The following is a 22006-nucleotide window of genomic DNA, read 5'->3' on the forward strand; positions in this document are numbered from 1 at the left end:
GTTGACAAGCCCGGAGGGCGAACCTACACTGAAATGGTCGCGCAATCATTCAACCGATTTTGTGGCATTTTTCTGTAACGGGTTCTAGCTCTCCTGCCCCATCCCCCGGGGCAGTTTGTACACCGTCGCTTTACCGCGACGGTGTTTTTTTAACTGGATTTTCAGGAGCACCATGCGAGCACCGACACGACGCGCCGCGCTAACCTGCGCCTTCGCGCTGTTTCTGCTGGAAGGCGGCGCCGCGCTCGCCGCCAATTCCGTCCCTTACCTGCGCAAGCAAGGCACGGCTACGCAGTTGATGGTCAACGACCAGCCCTTCCTCGTCCTCGGCGGCGAACTGCATAATTCGTCGGCATCGCACCTGCCCTACCTGAACAAACTTTGGCCGGCGCTCAAGGGCGCGGAACTGAACACCGTGCTGGCGCCGGTGCAGTGGGACCAGATCGAGCCGGTCGAGGGCCGCTTCGATTTCACCGTGCTCGACGGGATGCTGAAACAGGCGCGCGCCAACGACAAGAAACTGATCCTGCTGTGGTTCGGCGCCTGGAAGAATTCGATGTCGACCTATGTCCCGCCGTGGGTCAAGCGGGATGCCCAGCGCTTCCCGCGCTCCCTCGCCCGCAACGGCGCACCGCAAGAGGTGCTGACGCCGTTCAGTCCCAAGACGCTGGCCGCCGATACCGCCGCCTACCGCGCGCTGCTGGCGCACCTGAAACAGGCCGACACCGAGCGCACCGTCGTCATGGTACAGGTGGAGAACGAGATCGGCATGCTGCCGGACGTGCGCGATTACAGCCCGCTGGCCAACGCCGCCATCGCCGGCCAGGTGCCCAAGGCCTTGACCGACTACCTGGGCGCCAACCGCGCCAGGCTGCATCCGTCGGTGCAGGCGCTGTGGGCCGCCAACGGCCACCGCACCAGCGGCACCTGGGCCGAGGTATTCGGCACGTCGACCGCCGCCGAAGAGGTGTTCCAGGCCTGGGGTTACGCCACCTTTGTGGAAACCATGACCGCCGCCGGCAAGGCGGCCTATCCGCTGCCGATGTACGTCAACGCCGCGCTGAACCGGCCAGGCAAGCGGCCGGGCGAATATCCGAGCGCCGGGCCGCTGCCGCACCTGTTCGATATCTGGAAGGCCGGCGCGCCGTCGCTCGACGTGCTGGCGATCGACACCTACTTCCCCAACTTCACCGAATGGGCGCCGCAGTTCAAGCGGGCCGACAATCCGCTGTTCATCCCCGAGGCCGACAACGCCGGCCGGCATGACGCGGCGGCCAAGGCGTTCTATGCGATCGGCGAGTTCGATGCGTTCGGTTTTTCGCCGTTCGGCGTCGAGGACAGCGAGCCCACCGATCCGCTACCGAAGGCTTATCGGCTGCTGCGCCAGTTGACGCCTTTGATCAACCAGGTGCAAGGCAGCGGCAACATGCGCGGTTTCAAGGCCAAGGTGTCGTATGACGGTGTGGTGGACGCATCGCCGCAGCAGGTGACGATGGGCGGCTTTAACTTGCAGGTCAGCTTCAGCAACCCGTGGGCCAAGACCGACAGCAAGGACCTGGAAGGATGCGGCGGTTTGATCATCAAACTGTCGGACGACGAGTTCCTGCTGGCGGGTAAAGGGCTGACGGTGAAGTTCACCGACGCCACCGGCGCCGGAGACCTGGTCGGGCTGGAAAAGGTGACCGAAGGGACGTACGAGAACGGCAAATGGAAAGACGGCCGCTGGCTCAATGGCGACGAGATCCACCAGGGCCGGCAGATCATGCTGGTGACCGGCGACTTTACGATGCAGAAGGTGAAATTGTACCGTTACCGGTAAGCTGAAATGGCGGATTACGCGCTTCGCGCTAATCCGCCAAGAGCCGCCAGCGGCTACCCCACCATCAACTTCACGGACTTCAATTTCACGCTATCCGGACCGGCGTGGATGGTAAAGCTCCCCGGCTCCACCACCCGCTTCATCTGCGCATTAAAGAACCACAAATCCGACGGCTTGATCTCGAAGGTCAGCGTACGCTTCTCACCCGGCTGCAACGTCACGCGCTTGAACGCCTTCAATTCCAGCACCGCCCGCGTCGCCGAACTGACGTCGTCCCGAATATAGATCTGCACAACCTCGTCACCCGCCAGCTTGCCGGTATTGGTCACATCGACCTGCACCGACGTCGTGCCGGCGATGCCGATCGACTCCTTGGTCAAACGCGGCGCCGAGATGTCGAATGTCGTGTAGCTCAGTCCAAAACCGAACGGATACAAAGGCTTGGTGCTGCCATCGATATAGCCGCGGCGAGCCGACGGCTTATGGTTATAAAACACCGGCAGTTGACCGACATTGCGCGCGATGGACACCGGCAGCTTGCCACCGGGGTTGGCGCGGCCGAACAGCAAATCGGCGGCGGCGTGGCCGGTCTCCTGCCCCATGTACCAGCCCTCGATCAGCGCATCGGCCTTTTCCGCCAGCAGGTTGACCGACAACGGACGCCCGTTCAGCAGGAACACCACGGTCGGCTTGCCCAGCGCGAAAATCGCCGCCGCCAGATCGTTCTGCTGGCCCATCAAGTCCAGGCTCGCGCGGTCGCCCAAATGCTCGTCGGCCCACGCCTCACGGCTGGTCTGCTCGTTGTCGCCCAGGACCATGATGATGGTATCGGCCGATTTCGCAGCCTGCACCGCCTCGGCGATCAGCTTCGCATTGACTTCCGGTTTGACGAACTTGATCTCGTCCTTGCCCCAAATGCGCTCCTCGGTGATGCGCACGCCTTCCGAATACGCCAGCTCGAAACCCTGCGCCTTGCTCTCCGCGAGCAGGCCGTCGTAGATCGAGACCACATGGCGCGGTATGTCGGAATAACCGCCGATCGGCGTATCCTTGGCGTGGGTCCCGAGCAGCAGCACCTTGCCCACCTTCTTGGCGTTCAGCGGCAGCAGACCCTTGTCGTTCTTCAGCAGCACCGGCGTGCGCGTCGCCGACAGGCGCGCCAGCGCGATCGCGTCGGGCGTGGCGGTCAGGCTGTCGGCCGCCTTGGCGTCGACGTAAGGCTGCTCGAACAGGCCGGCCTGGAACTTCAAGGTCAGCACGCGGCGCACCACCACATCGATCTCTTTTTCGCTGATGCGCTTTTCCTTAACCAGCGCGGCCAGCGTCAGATAGCCCTCGCCGTCCGGGGTCTCGACATCGACGCCGGCTTTGAACGCCAGCAAGCCCGCCTCTTTCGAATCGGCCGCCAGCTTGTGGCGCGTGACCAGTTCCTTGATGCCGAAATAATCGGATACGGTCAGGCCTTTGAAGCCCCACTCCTCGCGCAGCACCTTGTGCAGCAGCCAGTGATTGGCGTGCGACGGAAGGCCGCCGATCTCGTTATACGAGGGCATGACCGCGCCGACGTTGGTTTCCTTGATCAGTTTTTCGAACGGCGGGAAGAAATCCTCGCGCAAGGTGCGCTCGCTGATTTCGGCCGGGCCGATGTTGGTGCCGCTCTCCGGCTGGCCGTGGCCCGTCATGTGCTTGAGCGTGACGAAGACCTTGTCCTTGGCAAGCACCTTGTCTTTGCCGGCGAAGCCGATCACCGCCGCCTTGCCGATTTCGCCGCTCAGATACGGGTCTTCGCCGTAGGTCTCTTCGATGCGGCCCCAGCGCGGCTCGCGCGCCACGTCGACCACCGGCGCCAGCGCCAGGTTGGCGCCGCGCGCGCGCATCTCGCGCGCCGCCACGCTGAAGACTTTTTCAACCATTTCCGGGTCGAACGACGACGCCAGGCCGATCGCCTGCGGGAAGCTGGTGGCATCGCGCGCCACGTAGCCGTGCAGCGCCTCCTCGTGGGTCAGCATCGGAATGCCAAGGCGGGTCTGCTCGACCGCCCATTTTTGCGCAGCGTTGACGTAGTTCGCGGTCTCCAACGCGTTGCGGTTGGCCTTTTCGCCGGTGTCGCCGGCGCCGGCCGCCTGGCCAAGCTGACGGTCGGAAGGACGGCCCAACATGCCCATGCCGTTCGGGTAGTTCTTCTTGGCTTTTTCGGCGGAGAACTCGCCGGCGGCATCCTGCATCTCGGTCTTTTTCTGCCAGATGCACTGCAGCTGGGCGATCTTCTCGTCCAGCGTCATGCGGCCCAGCAGATCGTCCACGCGCTTTTCCAGCGGCAGCGAAGGATTCTTGTAAGGCGCCTGGGCGGCCGCCGCCAGCGCCATCGGCGCCGACATCACGGACAGGCCGGCGACGCCGGTCATCGAGGACAGGAACTGCCTGCGGTTACTTTTCATGTGCTACGTCTCCAATTGTTTTTAGTTGGTGTTCCGGTGCTACTTTTACTGATACCTTGCATTTCTATTTCGCGTTACTATAATATGAAAACGATTTCAGGGGTATGAAAAGCCCGTTTTCAGAACTGGTGCTGGATCTGGCCGGGCGTCGGCACGCGGAAGCGGAACAAGCCGCCGGCCAGCGGTTGGGTGGACAACTGCTCCTCCGACAAACCCTTGCGCGCCGTGGTGACGAACACCGTGCGCAGGTCATGGCCGCCGAAAGCGATCTTGGTGATGTTCGAACAAGGCATCGGCACCGTGGCGATCAACTCACCCTGCGGCGAATAGCGCTCGATGCGCGCGCCGGCGAACAAGGCGATCCACACGGCGCCGTCGGAATCGACGGTAGTGCCGTCCGGGTAGCCCTCACCCGCGATCCGCACGAACACGCGCTTGTTGGTCAGGTGGCCGGCATCGTCGATATCGAAGGCATAGATGGTCTTCTCGAGCGTATCGGTGTGATAGAAGGTGCGGCCATCCGGGCTGCAGGCCGGCCCGTTGGTGATGACGTAGCCCTTGTCCTTGCGGCGCGGTTGTCCCTTGCGCTGCACGCGGTACAACGAACCGCTGGCTTGCACCTCGGCGTTGTCCATGGAGCCGAACCACAAGGCGCCGTGACGGTCGATGTACCCGTCGTTCAAACGGTTGCCCGGCAAATCCGTTTCCACTTCGTGCAGCAGGTCCAGGGCGCCGCTGTCGAACGAAAACCGCATCAACTGGCCCGGCAGGCCGCAAACGAAGTCGCCGCCGCGCATCGGCAGCGCAAAGCCTACTTCATCGGGCAGGCTCCAGCTCTGGCGCAAGCCGCCGTCCTCGCCGCAGCGGTGCACCTTGTGCTGCTTGATATCGACAAAATACAGGGCGTTGTTCTCGGCGTGCCACACCGGACCTTCGCCCAAGGTCGCACCCAGGGCCCAAATGCACTCTGGTTGAATCTGGAATGTACTCATGCGACGTACCACCCTGCATCGACCAGGTAATCGCGGCCGAAAGTTGCTTGGACCATCTTGTTCATCTCCACTTTATTGTAATTGGTTTGATCCTGATCCCGCTGTGACGTTTAAGCCATATCCCCCAGCAAGCCGCGCTGCGCGAGATTGCGGTACAGCGCGCGCACGCCGAAGGTCCATGGCGCGATGGCGTCGCTGCGCTGCACGTGGTTGACCAGCGTGCCGAGCGCAGGGCTGGCGATGCTGACCCGGTCGCCCAGCTTGTGGGTGAAACCGGCGCCAGGCGCGCCACGGTCTTTGATCGGCGAGAACATGGTGCCGAGGAAGAGCATGAATCCATCGGGATATTGGTGGTGCGCGCCGGCGGTCTGCGCAACCAGGTCCAGCGGATCGCGGCTGATTTCGCGCATACGGCTTTCGCCGTCGAGGCGGAAGCCGTCGTCGGCGCCTTCGATCAGCAACCGCAGTTCAGCGTTGCGCACGGTATCGATGGTGAAGGAAGCGTCGAACAACCGGATGAATGGTCCCATGCCGCACGAGCCATTGTTATCCTTGGCCTTGCCCAGCAAAAGCGCGCTGCGTCCTTCGATGTCGCGCAGGTTGACGTCGTTGCCGAGCGTGGCGCCGACAGCCTGCGCGCGGCTGTTCACCGCCAGCACGATCTCCGGTTCCGGATTGTTCCACTTCGAATCCGGGTGCAGGCCGACATCGGCGCCAAAGCCGACCGCCGACATGGGCTGGGCCTTGGAGAACACTTCCGCATACGGCCCGATGCCCACTTCCATGTACTGCGACCAGGCGCCGCGCTCGATGAACTGCTGCTTGAGCTTTTCCGCTTCCGGCGAGCCGGGTTTGATGGCCGAGAGGTCGGCGCCGATGTCCTTGAGCAGGGTGCTGCGCAGCGCATTGGCGCGCGCCGCGTCGCCACCGGCCTGCTCTTCGATCACGCGTTCGAGCAGGCTGACCGCGAAGGTCACACCGCAAGCCTTGACCGCCTGCACATCGCAAGGCGCCAGCAGGCGCGTACTGCGCGAGGCGGCATCGGCGCTGAGCGCACCTTCGATGATTGCCTCCACGCGGCCCAGCGATTCGCCCTGCGCGGCGCGCGCGAAGCCGGCGGGATCTTCCCTGTCCAGCAGATCCGCCACCGTGGCGCTGCCAGCGGTGATGTCGAACACTTCACCATCGCGCACCACCACCACACACGGACCATTGACGTCGTCGCGCCACACGCGGCCGACCAGCAGCGCCTGCGGCAGATCGGCAGGCAAATGCACCGCCGTCGGCGCGTGCTTCAATTGATTTTTCATGTTCGTCCCAGACTCGGTTTGTTAGGGTAATACGTCCAACCGGGCACCAGATAGCGCATCGCCAGCGCGTCGTCGCGCGCGGTGGACGCCACCTTTTTATATAGTTCGTGCGCCGCCTCGATGCGATCCATATCCGGTTCGATGCCCAGGCCCGGCGCCTGCGGCACCTTGACCTCGCCGCCGACGATTTGCAGGGGCTCGCGCGTCAGGCGTTCCTGTCCTTCCTGCCAGATCCAGTGCGTATCGATGGCGGTGATTTTACCCGGCGCGGCGGCCGCAGCATGGGTGAACATCGCCAGCGAGACGTCGAAATGGTTATTCGAATGCGAACCCCAGGTCAGTCCCCATTCGTGGCAAAGCTGCGCCAGTCGCACGGAGCCCTGCATGGTCCAGAAGTGTGGATCGGCCAGCGGAATATCGACCGCGCCGAGTAAATGCGAATGGGCCATCTGGCGCCAGTCGGTGGCGACCATGTTGGTAGCCGTCGGGATGCCGGTCGCGCGGCGGAACTCCGCCATGATTTCGCGGCCGGAATAACCGTTCTCGGGGCCGCAGGGATCTTCGGCGTAAGCCAAAAGGTGGCCCTTGCCGCGACAGATATCGATCGCCTCGCGCAGCGACCAGGCGCCGTTCGGGTCCAGCGTCACGCGGGACTCGGGGAAGCGCGCCTTGATCGCCGCCACCGCTTCCATCTCCTCGGCGCCGTGCATCACGCCACCTTTGAGCTTGAAATCGCGGAAGCCATATTTTTCAACCGTCGCCTCGGCCAGTTTGGCGATGGCGGCGGGCGTCATCGCTTCCTGGTGGCGCATGTGGTACCAGTCGCTTGCTGCGCCCTGCCCAGACAGATAATCGAGGTCGGTGCGATTGCGGTCGCCGATGTAGAACAGGTAGGCCAGCATTGGCACGCCGTCGCGCTGCTGGCCTGCGCCCAGCAGCTCGCAAACCGGCACGCCAAGGTGTTGTCCCAGCAGGTCGAGCAGCGCCGCCTCGACGGCGGTGACGACGTTCTCCAGCCGCAGGTTGATCTCGTGCGGCTGCTTCAGCACCTGCGCCTCGGCCTCGGACGTCACCTGGTACTGCTGGCCGCTGACATCCTTGTTGGCGATGGCATCGCGGATGCCGTTGAGGGTGCGGTTGTAGCGGCCGATCTGCGTGCCGACCACCAGCGGGACGGCGTTTTCCAGCGCGCGCAATATGCCTGCGCCGCCGGGAACCTCGCCGATGCCGGTATGTCCGGCGCTATCCTTCAACAGCACCAGATTGCGGGTGAAGTATGGCGCATGCGCGCCGCACAAATTGAGCAGCATGCTGTCGCGGCCAGCCACCGGGAGGACGCGCATTTCGGTGATCACCGGTGCTGCCGACTTGTCTAAATTTGTTGCCTGTACCATGCCTTTACCCTAAAATGATAAGCGCTAACATTTAACCAGTGTGAAGGATTTATGCGACCAAGTCAACACGCGTCATACGTCCGCTTCGGCGGCTTGTTAGTCACCGCCCTGGCGGCGATCGTACCCGCCCTGGCGCTGACCGCCTGTGCCTCGCTGAACGGTCCCGCCACAGGCGGCGAAGTCCCGGCGCCGGATAGCCGCTGGGTCGCCTCCTGGGGCACGGCGCAGCAGATTCCCGACACGGCGAACGAGCTGCCCGCCGCAAACTGGCGCGACGGCAGCCTGCGCCAGACAGTGCGTCTGTCGCTCGGTGGCAGCCGCCTGAGGGTTCGGCTTAGTAATGTGCACGGCACCGCGCCATTGACGGTGGAAGCGGCCAGTGTCGCCCTTGCGCTGGCCCCGGGCAAAGTGCAGGTTGACGGCGCCACCACGCGCGCGCTCACTTTTGACGGCAGCCCCTCGGTGATGATCCCCGCCGGAGCCGAATATTATAGCGACCCCGTGGCGCTGGAAGTCAAACCGGCCGCCGACCTCTCCGTTTCGCTGTATTTCAAGGAAGCGCCGCCGCGCCAGACCAGCCATTCCGGCTCGCGCGCCACCAGCTTTTTCACCAAGGGTAACCGCATCATGGACGCCGACTGGAGCGGCGCCGGCACCATCGGGCGCTGGTTCCTGGTGAGCGATGTCGACGTGCAGGCCCCGCGCAGCGCCGGCGCCTTGGTCGCCATCGGCGATTCGATCACCGACGGCTACGGCGTCACCACCGACGGCAATAACCGCTGGACCGACCTGCTGGCGGCGCGTCTGCGCCAGGATAGCCAGCAAGTGGGCATCGTCAACGCCGGCATCGGCGGTGGCCGCATGCTGCGCGACGGACTGGGGCCAAATCTGGCGTCTCGCTTCGACCGCGACGTGTTGTCGCGCGCCGGCGTCACGCACGCGCTGGTATTCATCGGCGTCAATGACCTGGGCGGCCAGCACCGCAACACGCCCGACCTGCCGGCCGACCGCAAAAAACTGCTGGCCGATCTGCGCCTCGCGCATCGACAACTGGCCGAGCGGGCGAAGGCGCGCGGCATCTGTATGATCGGCGCAACCATCACCCCGTACGCAGGCAGCGACTACTATCATCCGGAGCCGGAGAACGAAGCCGACCGCCAGGAAATGAACGACTGGATACGCAAATCCGGCGTATTCGACGCGGTGGTCGACTTCGACGCCGCCCTGCGCGACCCCGCCGAGCCGAAAAAAATCAGCAAACCGCTGGACTCCGGCGACCACCTGCACCCGTCACTGGCAGGCTACCGCGCCCTGGCCGATGCGGTTCCGCTCGACCTGCTGCGAAAAAGATGCGCACCCGGCAGATAACCATCCCGCAACACCCATAAACACAAAAACCATTAAAAAATGAGACAACTCTACCTCGCAGGCGCGGCCCTCCTGGCGCTGCTAACCTGCGCCCTCCCCGCCCAAGCGCTGGGCCAAAAACGCCTGGCGACATTCGACACCCCGGCCGCCGACGCCGTCACGCTGGCCAACGCCGGCCGCGCCGCCACCATTTACGTCGACAAAGCCGACCACCCCGGCGTGCTGCGCGCCGCGCGCGACCTGCAGGAAGACATCGCCCGCGTGAGCACCGCGCGGCCCGCCCTGGAGCAAAGCGGCAAGCCCGCCGGCGCCGATGTCGTCATCATCGGCACCATCGGCAAAAGTCCATTGATCGACCAGCTGGTAAAAGCTGGCAAATTGGACGTCACCGCCATCAAAGGCAAATGGGAAGGCTGGCAGGTACAAACCCTGCGCAACCCGCTGCCCGGCGTCGAGCGCGCCCTGGTCATCGCCGGCAGCGACAAGCGCGGCGCCATCTACGGCATCTACGAGATCTCCGAGCAGATCGGCGTATCGCCGTGGCAGTGGTGGGCCGACGTGCCGGCGCAAAGCCATGCCAGCATTTACGCCTCCGCCCCCGTCGCCGTGAGCGACGCGCCGGTGGTGCAATATCGCGGCATCTTCCTCAACGATGAACAACCGGCGCTGACCGGCTGGGTGAAGCAGCGCTACGGCGGCTACAACCACGAGTTCTACACCAAGGTGTTCGAGCTGCTGCTGCGCCTGCGTGCCAACTACCTGTGGCCGGCGATGTGGAATTCGGCCTTTTACGACGACGACAAATTGAACGGCAAGCTGGCCGACGAATACGGCATCGTCATGGGCACCTCCCACCACGAGCCGATGATGCGCGCGCAACAGGAATGGAAGCGCCAGGGCAAAGGCCCGTGGGACTACAACAAGAACCAGGGAGTGCTGGACGACTTCTGGAGCAAAGGCCTGCGCAACACGCGCGACTACGAAAAGATGATCACCATCGGCATGCGCGGCGACGGCGACGAACCGATGTCGGAGGAATCCAACGTCTCGCTGCTGGAGCGCATCGTCAGCCGCCAGCGCGAAGCCATCGCCAGGCAGATCAACCCGGACGTGACCAAGGTGCCGCAAACCTGGGCGCTGTACAAGGAGGTCCAGGAATACTACGAGCGGGGCATGCGCGTTCCCGACGACGTGATGCTGCTTTGGTGTGACGATAACTGGGGTAATATCCGCCGCCTGCCGACGCAGGAGGAGCGCAAGCGCGCCGGCGGCGCCGGTGTCTACTACCATTTCGACTATGTCGGCGGGCCGCGCTCCTATAAGTGGATCAACGTCACACCGCTGCCCAAAATATGGGAACAGATGCATCTGGCATGGCAGTACCAGGCCAACCGCATGTGGATCGTCAACGTGGGCGACCTCAAACCGATGGAAGTGCCGATCGAATTCTTCCTGACCTATGCGTGGAACCCCGCCGCATGGCCGGCGCAGCGCCTGCCGGACTACCTGAAACTGTGGGCCACGCGCGAATTCGGGCCCGAACATGCGGACGACATCGCCGACATCGTCGCCAAGTATGCGAAGTACAACGGCCGCCGCAAGCCGGAACAGCTGGAGCCGACCACCTACAGCCTGGTCAACTATGGCGAAGCGGCGCGCATCGTCGAGGAGTACCGCGACATCGCCGCGCGCGCCGAACGCATTTCGGCCGCGCTGCCGGCAGCAAAGCGCGACGCTTTCTTCCAGCTGGTGCTATACCCGGTGCAGGCCAGCGCCGTGGTCAACGAGCTGTATGTCACGGCCGGCATGAACCGCCTTTACGGACTGCAGGGCCGCACCTCCACCAACGATCTGGCGGCGCGCACCCGCCAGCTGTTCCAGCAGGATGCGGAGCTGGTACGCCGCTATCATGAGGATATCAGCGGCGGCAAATGGAACCACATGATGTCGCAGACCCACCTGGGCTACACCTACTGGAACCAGCCGCCCCGCAACGTGATGCCGCCGGTGACCGAGGTACAGGTTCCGAAGGAAGGCGACATGGGCGTGGCCGTCGAAGGCAGCGCCAACGTATGGCCCGGCCCCGCCGGCGACACGCTGGCGCTGCCAGTCCTCGATCCGTTCGAGGGACGTCCACGTCACATCGAAATCTTCAATCGCGGCCAGCAGCCGTTCGACTACAAGGTAAGCGCCAGCGCGCCGTGGGTCTTGCTCGATAAACCTGCGGGCCGGGTGGAACGCGAGCAGCGCGTCATGGTCGACGTGCGCTGGGAAGATGTTCCGGCTGGCGTTGATCGCGCGACATTGACCATTGCCGGTCCAAACGGCGCCAAGACGACGGTGGCCGTGCCGCTGCGCCGCTCCACCGGACTGCCGAAAGCCGCCAAGGGCGACTTTATCGAAACCGCCGGTGTCGTGTCGATGGAAGCGGAGCACTACACCCGGGCGGTGGCGCCCGAAAAGCGCGAGTGGCTGCGCATTCCCGACCATGGCCGCACGCTGTCGGGCATGACGACGCTGCCGGTCGACGCGCCACCGGACGGCGTGCCGCAAATGCGGCTCGAGTACCAGATGCTGCTGACCACCAAAGGCAAGGTCAACGTGCACGCGACCCTGGCGCCGACCCAGAAGATCCAGCCGGGCCCCGGCCTGCGCTACGCGATTTCATTCGACGACGAGGCGCCGCAGATCGTCAACCTGCACGCGGACGGCTCCGAAAAAGCATGGGAGCGCAGCGTCTCGGACGGCGCCACGGTGATGACGTCCCGGCACGTGATCGACACCGCAGGCAAACATACCTTGAAATTCTGGGTGATCGATCCCGCCCTGGTGCTGCAAAAACTGGTGGTCGACACTGGCGGCCAACGCGACAGCTATCTCGGGCCGCCGGAAAGCCCGCGCGCGCGCTGATTAAAAAAATATAAACGGAGACAAGATGGCAAATATATTTATCAGGCTGATGGCCACCGTGCTGTTGTCGTTGGCCGCGGCGGCGCCGGCATGCGCCGCCGACGAAGACGGCTACGACCTGTGGCTGCGCTACCAACCACTGGAGCGCGCGGCGCAGGCCAAACTGCAGCCGCAGGCCCGCACCCTGGTCCTGGCGGGCAAGCCCTCGCCAACCACGCAGGCGGCGCTGAGCGAACTGCAAAAGGGACTGCAAGGCATGCTGGGAAGCGCGCCGGCGACATCGACCGCGATACGCGATGGTTCGCTGGTGCTGGCAACGCCGGCGGGGCTGCCGGAACTGACCGCGTCCTCCTCCCCACTGCGCGCCGAGCTGGCGGCGCTGGGCCAGGAAGGCTACCTGCTGCGCAAAACCCGCCTGCAAGGCCACAACGTGACGCTGATCGCCGCCAACAGCGACATCGGCCTGCTGTACGGGTCTTTCGCCTGGCTGCGCGCCGCTGCAATCGGCGCGGCGCCGGAAGCAAGTTCGGCGCCCAAGCTGCAACTGCGCCTGCTGAACCACTGGGATAACCTGGACCGCACGGTGGAACGCGGCTACTCCGGCTTCTCGATCTGGGACTGGTGGGCGCTGCCGGACATCGCCGACCGCCGCTACACCGACTACGCGCGCGCCAACGCCTCGCTGGGCATCAACGGCACGGTGCTTAACAACGTCAACTCCAAGCCGGAGGTGCTGACCGCGGCCTTCATCGCCAAGGCCGCAGCCGTCGCCGACATCCTGCGCCCGTATGGCATCAAGGTATATCTGTCGGCGCGCTTCTCCACACCGCTGGAACTGAAGGAAACCGACACCGCCGATCCGCTCTCGCCGGCGGTGCAGGCATGGTGGCGCAAGAAGGCCGACGAGATCTATCGCGCGATCCCGGACTTCGGCGGCTTCCTGGTAAAGGCCAATTCGGAGGGCCAGCCAGGCCCGCAGGACTACAACCGCACCCACGTGGACGGCGCCAACATGCTGGCCGCCGCCGTGGCGCCCCACAAGGGCATCGTCATGTGGCGCGCCTTCGTCTACGCGCACGGCGCGGACAAGGCCACCGACCGCGCCAAGCAGGCCTACGACGAATTCACGCCGCTTGACGGCAAGTTCGCATCCAACGTCATCGTTCAGGTGAAGAACGGCGCCATCGACTTCCAGCCGCGCGAGCCGTTCCACCCGCTGTTCGGCGGCATGCCGAAGACGCCGCTGATGATGGAGTTCCAGATCACCAAGGAGTATCTCGGCTTTTCCACCGACCTGGCCTACCTGGGCACGATGTTCGAAGAGACGCTGCACGCCGACACCAAGCGCGCCCCGCATGGGTTGACGGTGGCGCAGGTCGTCGAGGGCAAGGCGCTGCCGGCGCGTTCGGCCGGGCGCACAAGCCTGACCGGCATGGCCGGCGTGGCCAATATCGGCACGGACCGCAACTGGACCGGCCACCACTTCGACCAGGCCAATTGGTACGCGTACGGCCGCCTGGCGTGGAATCCGCAGGCGTCGGCGCGCGACATCGCCGTCGAATGGGCCGCCCAAACCTTCGGTCCCGACGTCCGCGTGACCGCCCCGGTGGTCGACATCATGATGATGTCGCGCGAAACCGTGGTCGATTACATGACGCCACTGGGCCTGCACCACATGATGGGCACCTCGCACCACCACGGCCCGGCGCCGTGGATCGACAATCTGGAACGCCCGGACTGGAATCCGGTCTACTACCATCGCGCCGCCCGCGACGGCATCGGTTTCGACCGCACCGCCAGCGGCACCAACGCGCTGGCCCAGTATGCGCCGGAGATCGCGCGCCAGTACGCCGATCCGCGCACCACGCCGCCGCAATTCCTGCTGTGGTTCCACCATCTGCCGTGGGATTACGCGATGCCGTCTGGCCGCACGCTGTGGGCCGAACTGATACACCACTACGACACCGGCGTGCGCGGCGCGCGCGAGCTGCAATCGCGCTGGATGGCGCTGCGGCCGCTGATCGACGCAAGGCGCCACGCGGAAGTGGCGCAGCGTCTGCAGCGCCAGGTCGCCAACGCCGAGTTGTGGCGCAATGCCTGCATCGCCTACTTCCAGTCGGTGAACGGCTTGCCGCTGCCGCCGGGTGTGCAGCCGCCGCCAAAACCGCTGGACTACTACAAGGCCATCCACTTCCCTTACGCGCCGGGCCGGGGATAACAGGTAAATCCTTTGCTAAAATCGCATCTGTAGCCCAGCTCGTGTAGCATTGGTGGACCTGACCCTGGAGTGAAGATGAGAAGTAGAGAGCAAGCCCCCCTGGATCCGCCGGCGCAAGCACCGACGATGACCGATGTCGCCAAGCTGGCCGGCGTGTCGCCGATGACGGTGTCGCGCGTGATGAACGGCGACGCCAAAGTGAGCGAGAAGACCCGCAACCGCGTGGCCGACGCCGTCGCCGCCCTGAGCTATGTGCCCAACCAGGCCGCGCGCCGCCTGGCCGGTTCGCGTTCGATCCGCATCGGCTTCTTGTACAGTAATCCGAGCGCCGGCTACCTGAGCGAATTCCTGGTCGGCCTGCTCAATCAGGCCGGCCCGAACAACGTCCAGCTGGTGGTGGAAAAATGCGAGGCCGATGAACACGGCGTCGAGCAGGCGCGCCGCCTGATCGCCAATGGCGTCGATGGCATCATCCTGCCGCCGCCGCTGTGCGACTCCAAACAGCTGATCGACTTGATCACCGACGCCGGCACCCCGACCGTGACGGTGGCCTGCGGCCAGCCGGACCTGCGCGTCAGCGGCGTGAGCATCGACGACTACGCTGCCGCCCACGCGATGGCCTGCCATCTGATCGCGCTGGGCCACCAGCGCATCGGCTTCGTCGCCGGCCATCCGAACCAGAGCGCGAGCGCGCGCCGGCTGGCCGGCTTCAAGGCCGCCATCGCCGAGCATCACGCGCAGGCCGACCCGGAGCTGATCGTACCTGGCATGTTCACCTATCGTTCGGGATTGGACGCGGCGGAGATCCTGCTCGCCCAGAAGCCGCGTCCGACCGCCATCTTCGCCAGCAACGACGACATGGCCGCCGCCGTGGTGGCGATCGCGCACAGGCTGGGCCTCGACGTGCCGGGCGACCTGACCGTGGCCGGCTTCGACGATACCGCGCTGGCCACGACCATCTGGCCCGAGCTCACCACCGTGCGGCAACCCATCACCGGCATGGCGGAAGCGGCGCTGCGCTCGCTGGTGCAGCAGGTCCGCGCCCGCCACAGCGGCGCGCCGCAGGCGCCGGAGCATGCGCTGATGGACTACGCGCTGATACGGCGCCAGTCGGATGCCGCGCCGCGCATGCGCCCACCGGCCAGGATCGTCAAGCGCAACGCGCGCTGACGCGTTCCACCTTCTACGTGATTTCGCTCATCAAATTGATCAATGTCGACGGCGACACCGGCTTCACCAGGTAATGGTCGAATCCCGCCGCGATGCCCTTGTCGCGGTCCGACGCCTGCCCGTACCCGGTCAGCGCCACCAGCACCATGCCGGCGCTGCGGCTGTCGGCGCGCAGCCGCCTGGCCAGCTCGTAGCCGTCCAGATCCGGCAGGCCGATGTCGAGGATGGCGACGTCGAGTCCTTCGCCCTCGTGCGCGCGCAGCAGGGCGTCGGCCGCATTGTGCACGGCGATGACATGGTGTCCGACCGCGTCGAGCATAATCTCCAGCATCTCCGCCGCATCGACATTGTCGTCGACCACCATGATCTTCAAGCCGCCCTCCTTCGCGTCCGCCGGCCGTGACGGCAGCGGCGCGGCCGCTTCCACGCGCGCGGTGGTGCGCGGCAGCGTGACCGTGAAGCGGCTGCCCATGCCGACACCGTCGCTGTGACAACCGACCGTCCCGCCGTGCAGCTCCACCAGGTTTTTCACCAGCGCCAGGCCCAAACCCAGCCCGCCCTGCGTGCGGTCCGGCGTGCGCTCGGCCTGCGAGAACAGCTCGAACACGGCCGACTGCAAGGCCGGCGCGATACCGGCGCCGTTGTCCTCCACCACCAGTTCGACGTCCTGGCCTACCAGCTCGGTGCGCACGGTGATGCGGCCGCCGTCGGGCGTGTACTTGGCCGAGTTGTTCAGCAGGTTGCTGATGATCTGCACCAGCCGCTTCTGGTCGCCCAACACCGACCCGACATCCGGCGCCAGGTCGGTGACCAGCCGGTGGCGTTTGCTCTCAATCAGCGGCCGCACCTGTTCGATCGCGTGGAACACCACGTTGCGCACATCCTGCGGCGTGCGTTCGATATCGACCAGTCCCCGCGTCACGCGCGACACGTCCAGCAAATCGTCGACCAGCGCCGTCATGTGGCTGACCTGGCGCGCGATCACGCCGCTGGTGTGGCGCAGCCGCTCGTCCGACAGCTTCGTCATGCCGATCAACTGGGCGGCGGCGCTGATCGGCGCCAATGGATTGCGCAATTCGTGCGCCAGCATGGCCAGGAATTCGTCCTTGCGCCGGCTCGCCTCGCGCAGTTCCTCCTCCGCCTGTTTGTGGGCGATGATATCGAGTTCGCGCACCCGCTCCTCGGCCTTCACCTCCGCCTGCAGCGCCGCCTCGCGCGCGGCCGAAGTGCGCCGCTGATGCGACAAGTTGATGGCGCCGTCGATGCGCGCCACCAGCTCGCGCGCATCGAAGGGCTTGACCATGTAATCGTCGGCGCCGGCGGCCAGGCCCTCGACCCGCGCTTCCGGACCGGCGCGCGCCGACAGCAGGATCACCACCATATCCCGCGTGGCCTCGCCGGCGCGCAGCGTCCTGAGCAAGGTAAAGCCGTCGGTATCGGGCATCATCACGTCGGTCAGCACCAGATCTGGCAGCGCCCCGGCGGCGATGGCCTCGAGCGCCTCGCGGCCGTTCTTGACCAGCGTGACCTGGTGGCCGTTCTTCTCGAGAATACGCTGGATATAGGAACGCATGTCGGCGTTGTCGTCCGCCAGCAGAATACGCGCGCTGATGGCGCCGGCCGGCGCTGGATCCGGCGCAGATTCGGACGACGCGCCCTTGCGGTCGAGCCACCCCACCGCCTCTTCCAGATAGCTGGCGGTGCCGGCCCAGCGCCCGGCTTGCGCCGGCTGCTCGACGATCTGGCCCGGCGGCAGGTGAGCGAAGCCGAATTTGAGCCGGACGCTGAAAACCGAACCCCGGCCGTCGGCGCTGCGCACCCGCACCGCGCCGCCATGCAGCGCGACCATCTCCTTGACCAGCGACAGGCCGATACCGCTGCCCTCCATCGAGCGGCCACGCTGTCCCTCGACCCGGTGGAAGCGGTCGAACACCAGCGCCGCATCGGCTTGCGGAATACCGACGCCGCTGTCGGCCACCTTCAACTCAACACCGTCCCCGCGCACCTTCAGCGTGACCTTGATGCCGCCCTCCAGCGTAAACTTGAAGGCGTTCGACAACAGGTTGAGGACGATCTTTTCCCACATCGCCCGGTCCACATACACCGGCTCCGGCAGCGGTTCGCAATCGACCACCAGCTCAAGCCCCGCTTGCACGCAGGCCGACTGGAAGTGGCTCGCCAGTTCCGCGGTCAACGACGTCAGGTCGGTGGCGCTGAAGGTGGCCTGGGTGCGCCCCGCCTCGATGCGCGAGAAATCGAGCAGCGAGTTGACCAGCCGTAGCAGGCGGTGCGCATTGCGCTCGGCGATCTGCAGGCGCTCGCGCTGGCCGTCGCGCATGGGTTCCGCCAGCGCGTCGCTCAAAGGCCCCAGCATCAATGTCAGCGGCGTGCGGAACTCGTGGCTGACATTCGAAAAAAACAGCGTCTTGGCGCGGTCGGCGGCGGCCAGCGCCTCGATCCTGGCTTTTTCCTGCTCCTGCGTCGCGATGCGGTCCATCGCGGCGTCGATGGCGGCAAACAGCAACTGCTGGAATTCCTGGTACGTCTCGTCCCACGGCAGCCTGGCGCTGGCGCCCAGCATCATCAGCATGCGCGGATGCCCGTCCTGCTGTTGGCGCGTCGGACGAGCGAGCGCGTAATCGGGCGCTTCGTCGTACGGACCGCACCGGTCTCCGGCCATCAGCGCGCGCAAGCCCGATATCTGCACCGCCGCCTGCGACTGCGACAGCTTGTCGACCTGCCAGCAGGACTCGGCGCCGGCCGACAGCAGCGCCGGACTGATGGCGCTCGCCGGCGCCACGCCATGGTGTCCCGTCAGCGCATAGCCGCCGAACGCCTTGTCGAACGCGTACAGCAGCACGAATGGAATATCGAACTCGAACTGCGCCAGCGCGGCGACGGTCATGCGCACGACGTCGTCGTCCGATTCGGCGCTCCCCAGGCCGGATGTCAGATCGCGCAGCGCCCGCGTGCGCCGCTCGCTGAGCATGGTGCGCGTGGTTTCGGTCACCGGATGAAACAGGCCGCAGACCTCGCCGTCCGCACGGATCGGGCTCAGCGAGAACGTGAAGAAGGTCTCTTCCAGGTAGCCGTTGCGCTGCAAAAACATCCGTTGATTCTCGAGAAACGAGGTTTGGCCCGCCACGGCGCGCTCGAACGGCTGGCCGATCGCCGGCCACGCCGACTTCCAGCACTCGCGGTAATCCATGCCGAGCGAGAACGGGTGCTTGTCCCCACACACGATGCGATAGCCGTCGTTGTAGATCTGGACGTGCCCGGGCCCCCAGATGATATTGATTGGAAAGTTAGATGCAAGACACAGACTCACTGTCGTGCGCAGGCTGTGCGGCCATTCGGCGATGGGCCCCAGCGGTGTGCTCGACCAGTCGAGCGAGCCGATCAGGCGCGCCATCTCGCTCCCGCTTTCCGCAGCGAGGAACGTGTCGGCGATTTCAACTTGATTGGAGGGAATGCTCATGGGTGTGAAAAAAAATGATTTCCTTCAGCCTATCATGAGTCGGCGCGAGCGGCGCGCCCCACTGTGAACCAGGTTTTTAGTTCACGACACGATTTAAGACTAGTCCTACAAACAGGCCGCGAGAACGCCTATACCGCGCGACCTCAGGTGTAGCTAAGATACGTTTCAACACTACACCAAGGAGGTCACCATGAAACATCTGAATGTACCCGCCAAGTTCGCCTTTGCGTTGATCCTGACTGCCGCAGCTGTTACCGGTTGCAAAAAGCAAGAAGCCGATCCAGTGACACCAGAAGCCACGACCGCCCCGGCCCCGGCCCCTAGCGCAACGCCTTCGACGCCGACCCCGGCACCGGACGCGACCACGCCACCAGCCGCCGGCGGCACGACCCCAACGGACTCCACCACTCCACCGGCAACGACCACGCCCGAGTCGACTCCTCCGGCTCGCTAATCGACCACCGCGCGGCACCCGTGTCGCGCGTTGTGGCGTAGTATGATGTAGCACCGGCCTGAAGGCGGCACTCCCGCCCTCGGGCTGGATTCATCTCTACTGCATGTCCGAATGCCGTTTCATCCAATTACCTCGCTCGATTGCTCGCAGCTGTTGTCCGGCCGCGCCAAATCGGTCCGCTACGCGACCGCCTCCATCGATGATCATCACCGCACCATCGTCATTGAAGTGGCGATGCATTACCGTATGCCGCCGCTGGCGGCGCGGGTTCTGGGCCAATCAAGGCGCGTCGCGCAAGACCGCTTCACCCATTACACGCAACTGGCGGACCTCGGCTTGGGCAGATACTGGAGCCGAACCATCACCTTGAATGGCGTCGGCTACGCGGTGACCGTCTCGGCACGACAATCGCGGGACGGCCTGCCGCTGATCCTGGCACACACCGGCAGCCCGCTGCTGGGGCCATTGAGCAGCCGCTCCAGCAATCCCTACCCTCTTTTGAGCGGAAATCTGTATTACGAACCCCGTCACGAGGGCGACGCCGACGCCATGTTCGCAATGACGGCGGCGCACGAAATCGGCCACGCCTTCCTCACCAGCGCATTCGGCATCCACTGGTCCTGGGGGCATGGGGGAACCTCCTCGATCTTCGGACGGATCGCTTCCGCCGCACCGCCGTATCCGCAAGCCGGAGAAATAGAACTGATGACCTACTACCGCGAGAATCCGCTCGCGGCGATCTATCGGCAGGACATCCTGCGAAGGACCATCGCGAGCGAAAACGACGTCAAGACCTTGCTCTACATCGCGCGTAGAAGCTAGCCTTACTTCAGCGCGATCGCCAGGTCGATCAAGCCCACCTGGCCGTTGCCGATCGCGGAATTCGCGATCGTCCCGGTGCCGTTGACCGGCACCGCAGCGCCGGTGGCCAGATCCAGCCGATACAGCACGCTGGCGCCGTTGATCGAGCTACGCAAAGCCGTCAGCGCCAGTCCATTGGCGCCGCCGGCGATATCCATCGCCACGTCGCCCACCGCATTCGCGCCCAGCGATCCAACGTTGACCAGAATGCCGTCGTTGGGTGGATTCTGCGTCACCAGGTTGCCGCCGCTGGTGTTGATATCGTAAAGCACGGTGGTCGTGGCGCCGGCGTAGCTGTTGGTGTACGCCGCCGCCGTCACGCCGGTGCTGTTGACCGGGCCGTCGGTCGTGGTGGCGCCGCTGTCGACGTTGATGCGCAGGTTTTGTCCGGAATCGCTGATCACCCGCAGGCGGTCGGCGACCGGATTGAAGTCGACCGCGAAGCCGGTGCCGATCAGATTCGAGAATGGCGACGAGCTGTCGGCGGTGTCCGCGGCCAGCGTCGCCTTGGCGGTGACGGCGCCCGTCACCGGATCGATGGTCACGATACGGCCGGTCGAGGACAAGCCATACAGCAGGCCATCCTTGGGACGAATATCGAAGCCCAGCAGACGTTCGCTGCCGGTCAGGCCGGTGATCGTGACATTGGTGTCCAGCGTGTTCGGCGTGGCAGTCTTGAACGAGACGATACGGCCGTCGGATGTCAGGCCGTAGGCGACCGGCGCGGCGGGAGTGCGGACGGCGACGCCGCGCAAATCCTCGCTGACGCCAACGGCGGCGACCAGCGTGGCGGGATTGGCGGTCGCGCTCAAATTGATGGTGTACAGATTGCGCGCGCCGCCGACTGTCATGACGGCGTAACCGGTGTTGGTGCGGGCATCGATGTCGAAGCCTGCCACGCTGGTGGCGGCCACGCCCAGCGGCACGGGGTTGGCCAGGGTGCCGTTGTTGGGAGGGTTCTGCGTGTACAGCGTGCCGTTGACGGCGTCGAGGACGAACAGCGTGGTGCCGGCGGTGCCCGCAAAACTATTGGTGTAGGCGGCGGCGCTGACGGCGGTGTTGGCCGCGCCGCCGTTGATCGAGCCGTCGGTGGTGGTGGCGCCCGTGTCCACATTCACGCGCAGGCTCTGTCCCGTGTTGCCGACGATGCGCAAACGGTCGGCGGCCGGATTGAAATCGACGCCGAATTCTGTGCCGGCGAGCGCCGTGAACGGCGCGCTGGTGTCGCCGCTGTCGGCGGCCAGCGTCGATTTGAGCGTGGCCGCGCCGGTGGCGCCATTCAGCGTGTAAATCCGGCCGGTGCTGCCGACGCCATACAGCTGGCCGTCGGCGGGACGATAGTCGATACCGAGCAGGTTTTCGCCGGCCTGCAATCAGGTGACGGTGGCGGTGGTGCGGATGGTGGCCGGGGTGGCGCGGTCGAAGGACAACAGCTTATTGCTGACGGTCAAGACAAACACATCGCCCGTCTCGCTGGCCTGGGGCGGTTTGTCGTCGTCCTTGTCGATATCCTCGGTGAACCCGCAGGCCGCCAGCGAGGCGGCGATGGCGGAAACCAATAACAGTTTGCTGAATGGCAGTGGCATGGTTGGTC

At 65.0% G+C, this 22006-nt stretch carries 13 protein-coding genes; 6 read left to right on the top strand and 7 right to left on the bottom strand.

The features are described from left to right. Positions 1 to 172 precede the first annotated feature (172 nt). Complete coding sequence (locus AC0IYS_RS16600) at positions 173 to 1819, top strand: GH35 family beta-galactosidase (protein ID WP_471706190.1); 1647 nt, start codon at positions 173 to 175, stop codon at positions 1817 to 1819. 53 nt (positions 1820 to 1872) lie between these two features. Here the strand turns inward: AC0IYS_RS16600 and AC0IYS_RS16605 are convergent, their stop codons facing one another. The 4 genes from AC0IYS_RS16605 to AC0IYS_RS16620 form a co-directional block, all read right to left on the bottom strand. Next, a complete protein-coding gene (locus AC0IYS_RS16605) occupies positions 1873 to 4257 on the bottom strand; it encodes a glycoside hydrolase family 3 N-terminal domain-containing protein (RefSeq protein ID WP_471706191.1) in 2385 nt (794 codons plus the stop codon). A gap of 119 nt (positions 4258 to 4376) precedes the next feature. Continuing rightward, positions 4377 to 5249, bottom strand: a complete 873-nt coding sequence (locus AC0IYS_RS16610; protein WP_471706192.1) for an SMP-30/gluconolactonase/LRE family protein — start codon at positions 5247 to 5249, stop codon at positions 4377 to 4379. Positions 5250 to 5359: 110 nt separating this feature from the next. Then, positions 5360 to 6559: a fumarylacetoacetate hydrolase family protein gene (locus AC0IYS_RS16615; protein WP_471706193.1), complete on the bottom strand. Its 1200-nt coding sequence runs from the start codon at positions 6557 to 6559 to the stop codon at positions 5360 to 5362. After that, positions 6556 to 7953, bottom strand: coding sequence for an enolase C-terminal domain-like protein (locus AC0IYS_RS16620; protein WP_471706194.1), 1398 nt, complete (start codon positions 7951 to 7953; stop codon positions 6556 to 6558). Before AC0IYS_RS16620 ends, AC0IYS_RS16615 begins: the two co-directional genes overlap by 4 nt. 51 nt (positions 7954 to 8004) lie before the next feature. On the opposite strand from AC0IYS_RS16620, the gene AC0IYS_RS16625 reads away from it, so the two are divergent. From AC0IYS_RS16625 to AC0IYS_RS16640, 4 genes are all read left to right on the top strand, one after another. Then, the gene (locus AC0IYS_RS16625) at positions 8005 to 9321 is read left to right on the top strand and encodes an SGNH/GDSL hydrolase family protein (RefSeq protein WP_471706195.1); all 1317 of its coding nucleotides are present in this window, start codon (positions 8005 to 8007) and stop codon (positions 9319 to 9321) included. Positions 9322 to 9360: 39 nt separating this feature from the next. Next, positions 9361 to 12231 (top strand): glycosyl hydrolase 115 family protein, encoded by a 2871-nt coding sequence (locus AC0IYS_RS16630; RefSeq protein ID WP_471706196.1) that lies wholly within the window; start codon positions 9361 to 9363, stop codon positions 12229 to 12231. Between the two features lie 25 nt (positions 12232 to 12256). Continuing rightward, positions 12257 to 14449 carry an alpha-glucuronidase family glycosyl hydrolase gene (locus AC0IYS_RS16635; protein WP_471706197.1) on the top strand — a complete coding sequence of 731 codons (2193 nt, stop codon included), beginning with the start codon at positions 12257 to 12259 and terminating at the stop codon, positions 14447 to 14449. Between the two features lie 75 nt (positions 14450 to 14524). Next, entirely contained in the window at positions 14525 to 15619 is a 1095-nt protein-coding gene (locus AC0IYS_RS16640; RefSeq protein ID WP_471706198.1) for a LacI family DNA-binding transcriptional regulator, read from the top strand. 13 nt (positions 15620 to 15632) lie between these two features. Here the strand turns inward: AC0IYS_RS16640 and AC0IYS_RS16645 are convergent, their stop codons facing one another. Beyond that, the gene (locus tag AC0IYS_RS16645; protein ID WP_471706199.1) at positions 15633 to 19097 is read right to left on the bottom strand and encodes an ATP-binding protein; all 3465 of its coding nucleotides are present in this window, start codon (positions 19095 to 19097) and stop codon (positions 15633 to 15635) included. A gap of 565 nt (positions 19098 to 19662) precedes the next feature. Here AC0IYS_RS16645 and AC0IYS_RS16650 point away from each other — a divergent pair. Then, positions 19663 to 20373: a hypothetical protein gene (locus tag AC0IYS_RS16650; protein ID WP_471706200.1), complete on the top strand. Its 711-nt coding sequence runs from the start codon at positions 19663 to 19665 to the stop codon at positions 20371 to 20373. A 2-nt stretch (positions 20374 to 20375) separates the two neighbouring features. Here AC0IYS_RS16650 and AC0IYS_RS16655 read toward each other — a convergent pair whose 3' ends face one another. Continuing rightward, complete coding sequence (locus AC0IYS_RS16655) at positions 20376 to 21785, bottom strand: DUF4394 domain-containing protein (RefSeq protein ID WP_471706201.1); 1410 nt, start codon at positions 21783 to 21785, stop codon at positions 20376 to 20378. Further along, positions 21786 to 21998: a hypothetical protein gene (locus AC0IYS_RS16660; protein WP_471706202.1), complete on the bottom strand. Its 213-nt coding sequence runs from the start codon at positions 21996 to 21998 to the stop codon at positions 21786 to 21788. Positions 21999 to 22006 lie beyond the last annotated feature (8 nt).

It is taken from the genome of Duganella sp. AC237 (assembly GCF_979254035.1).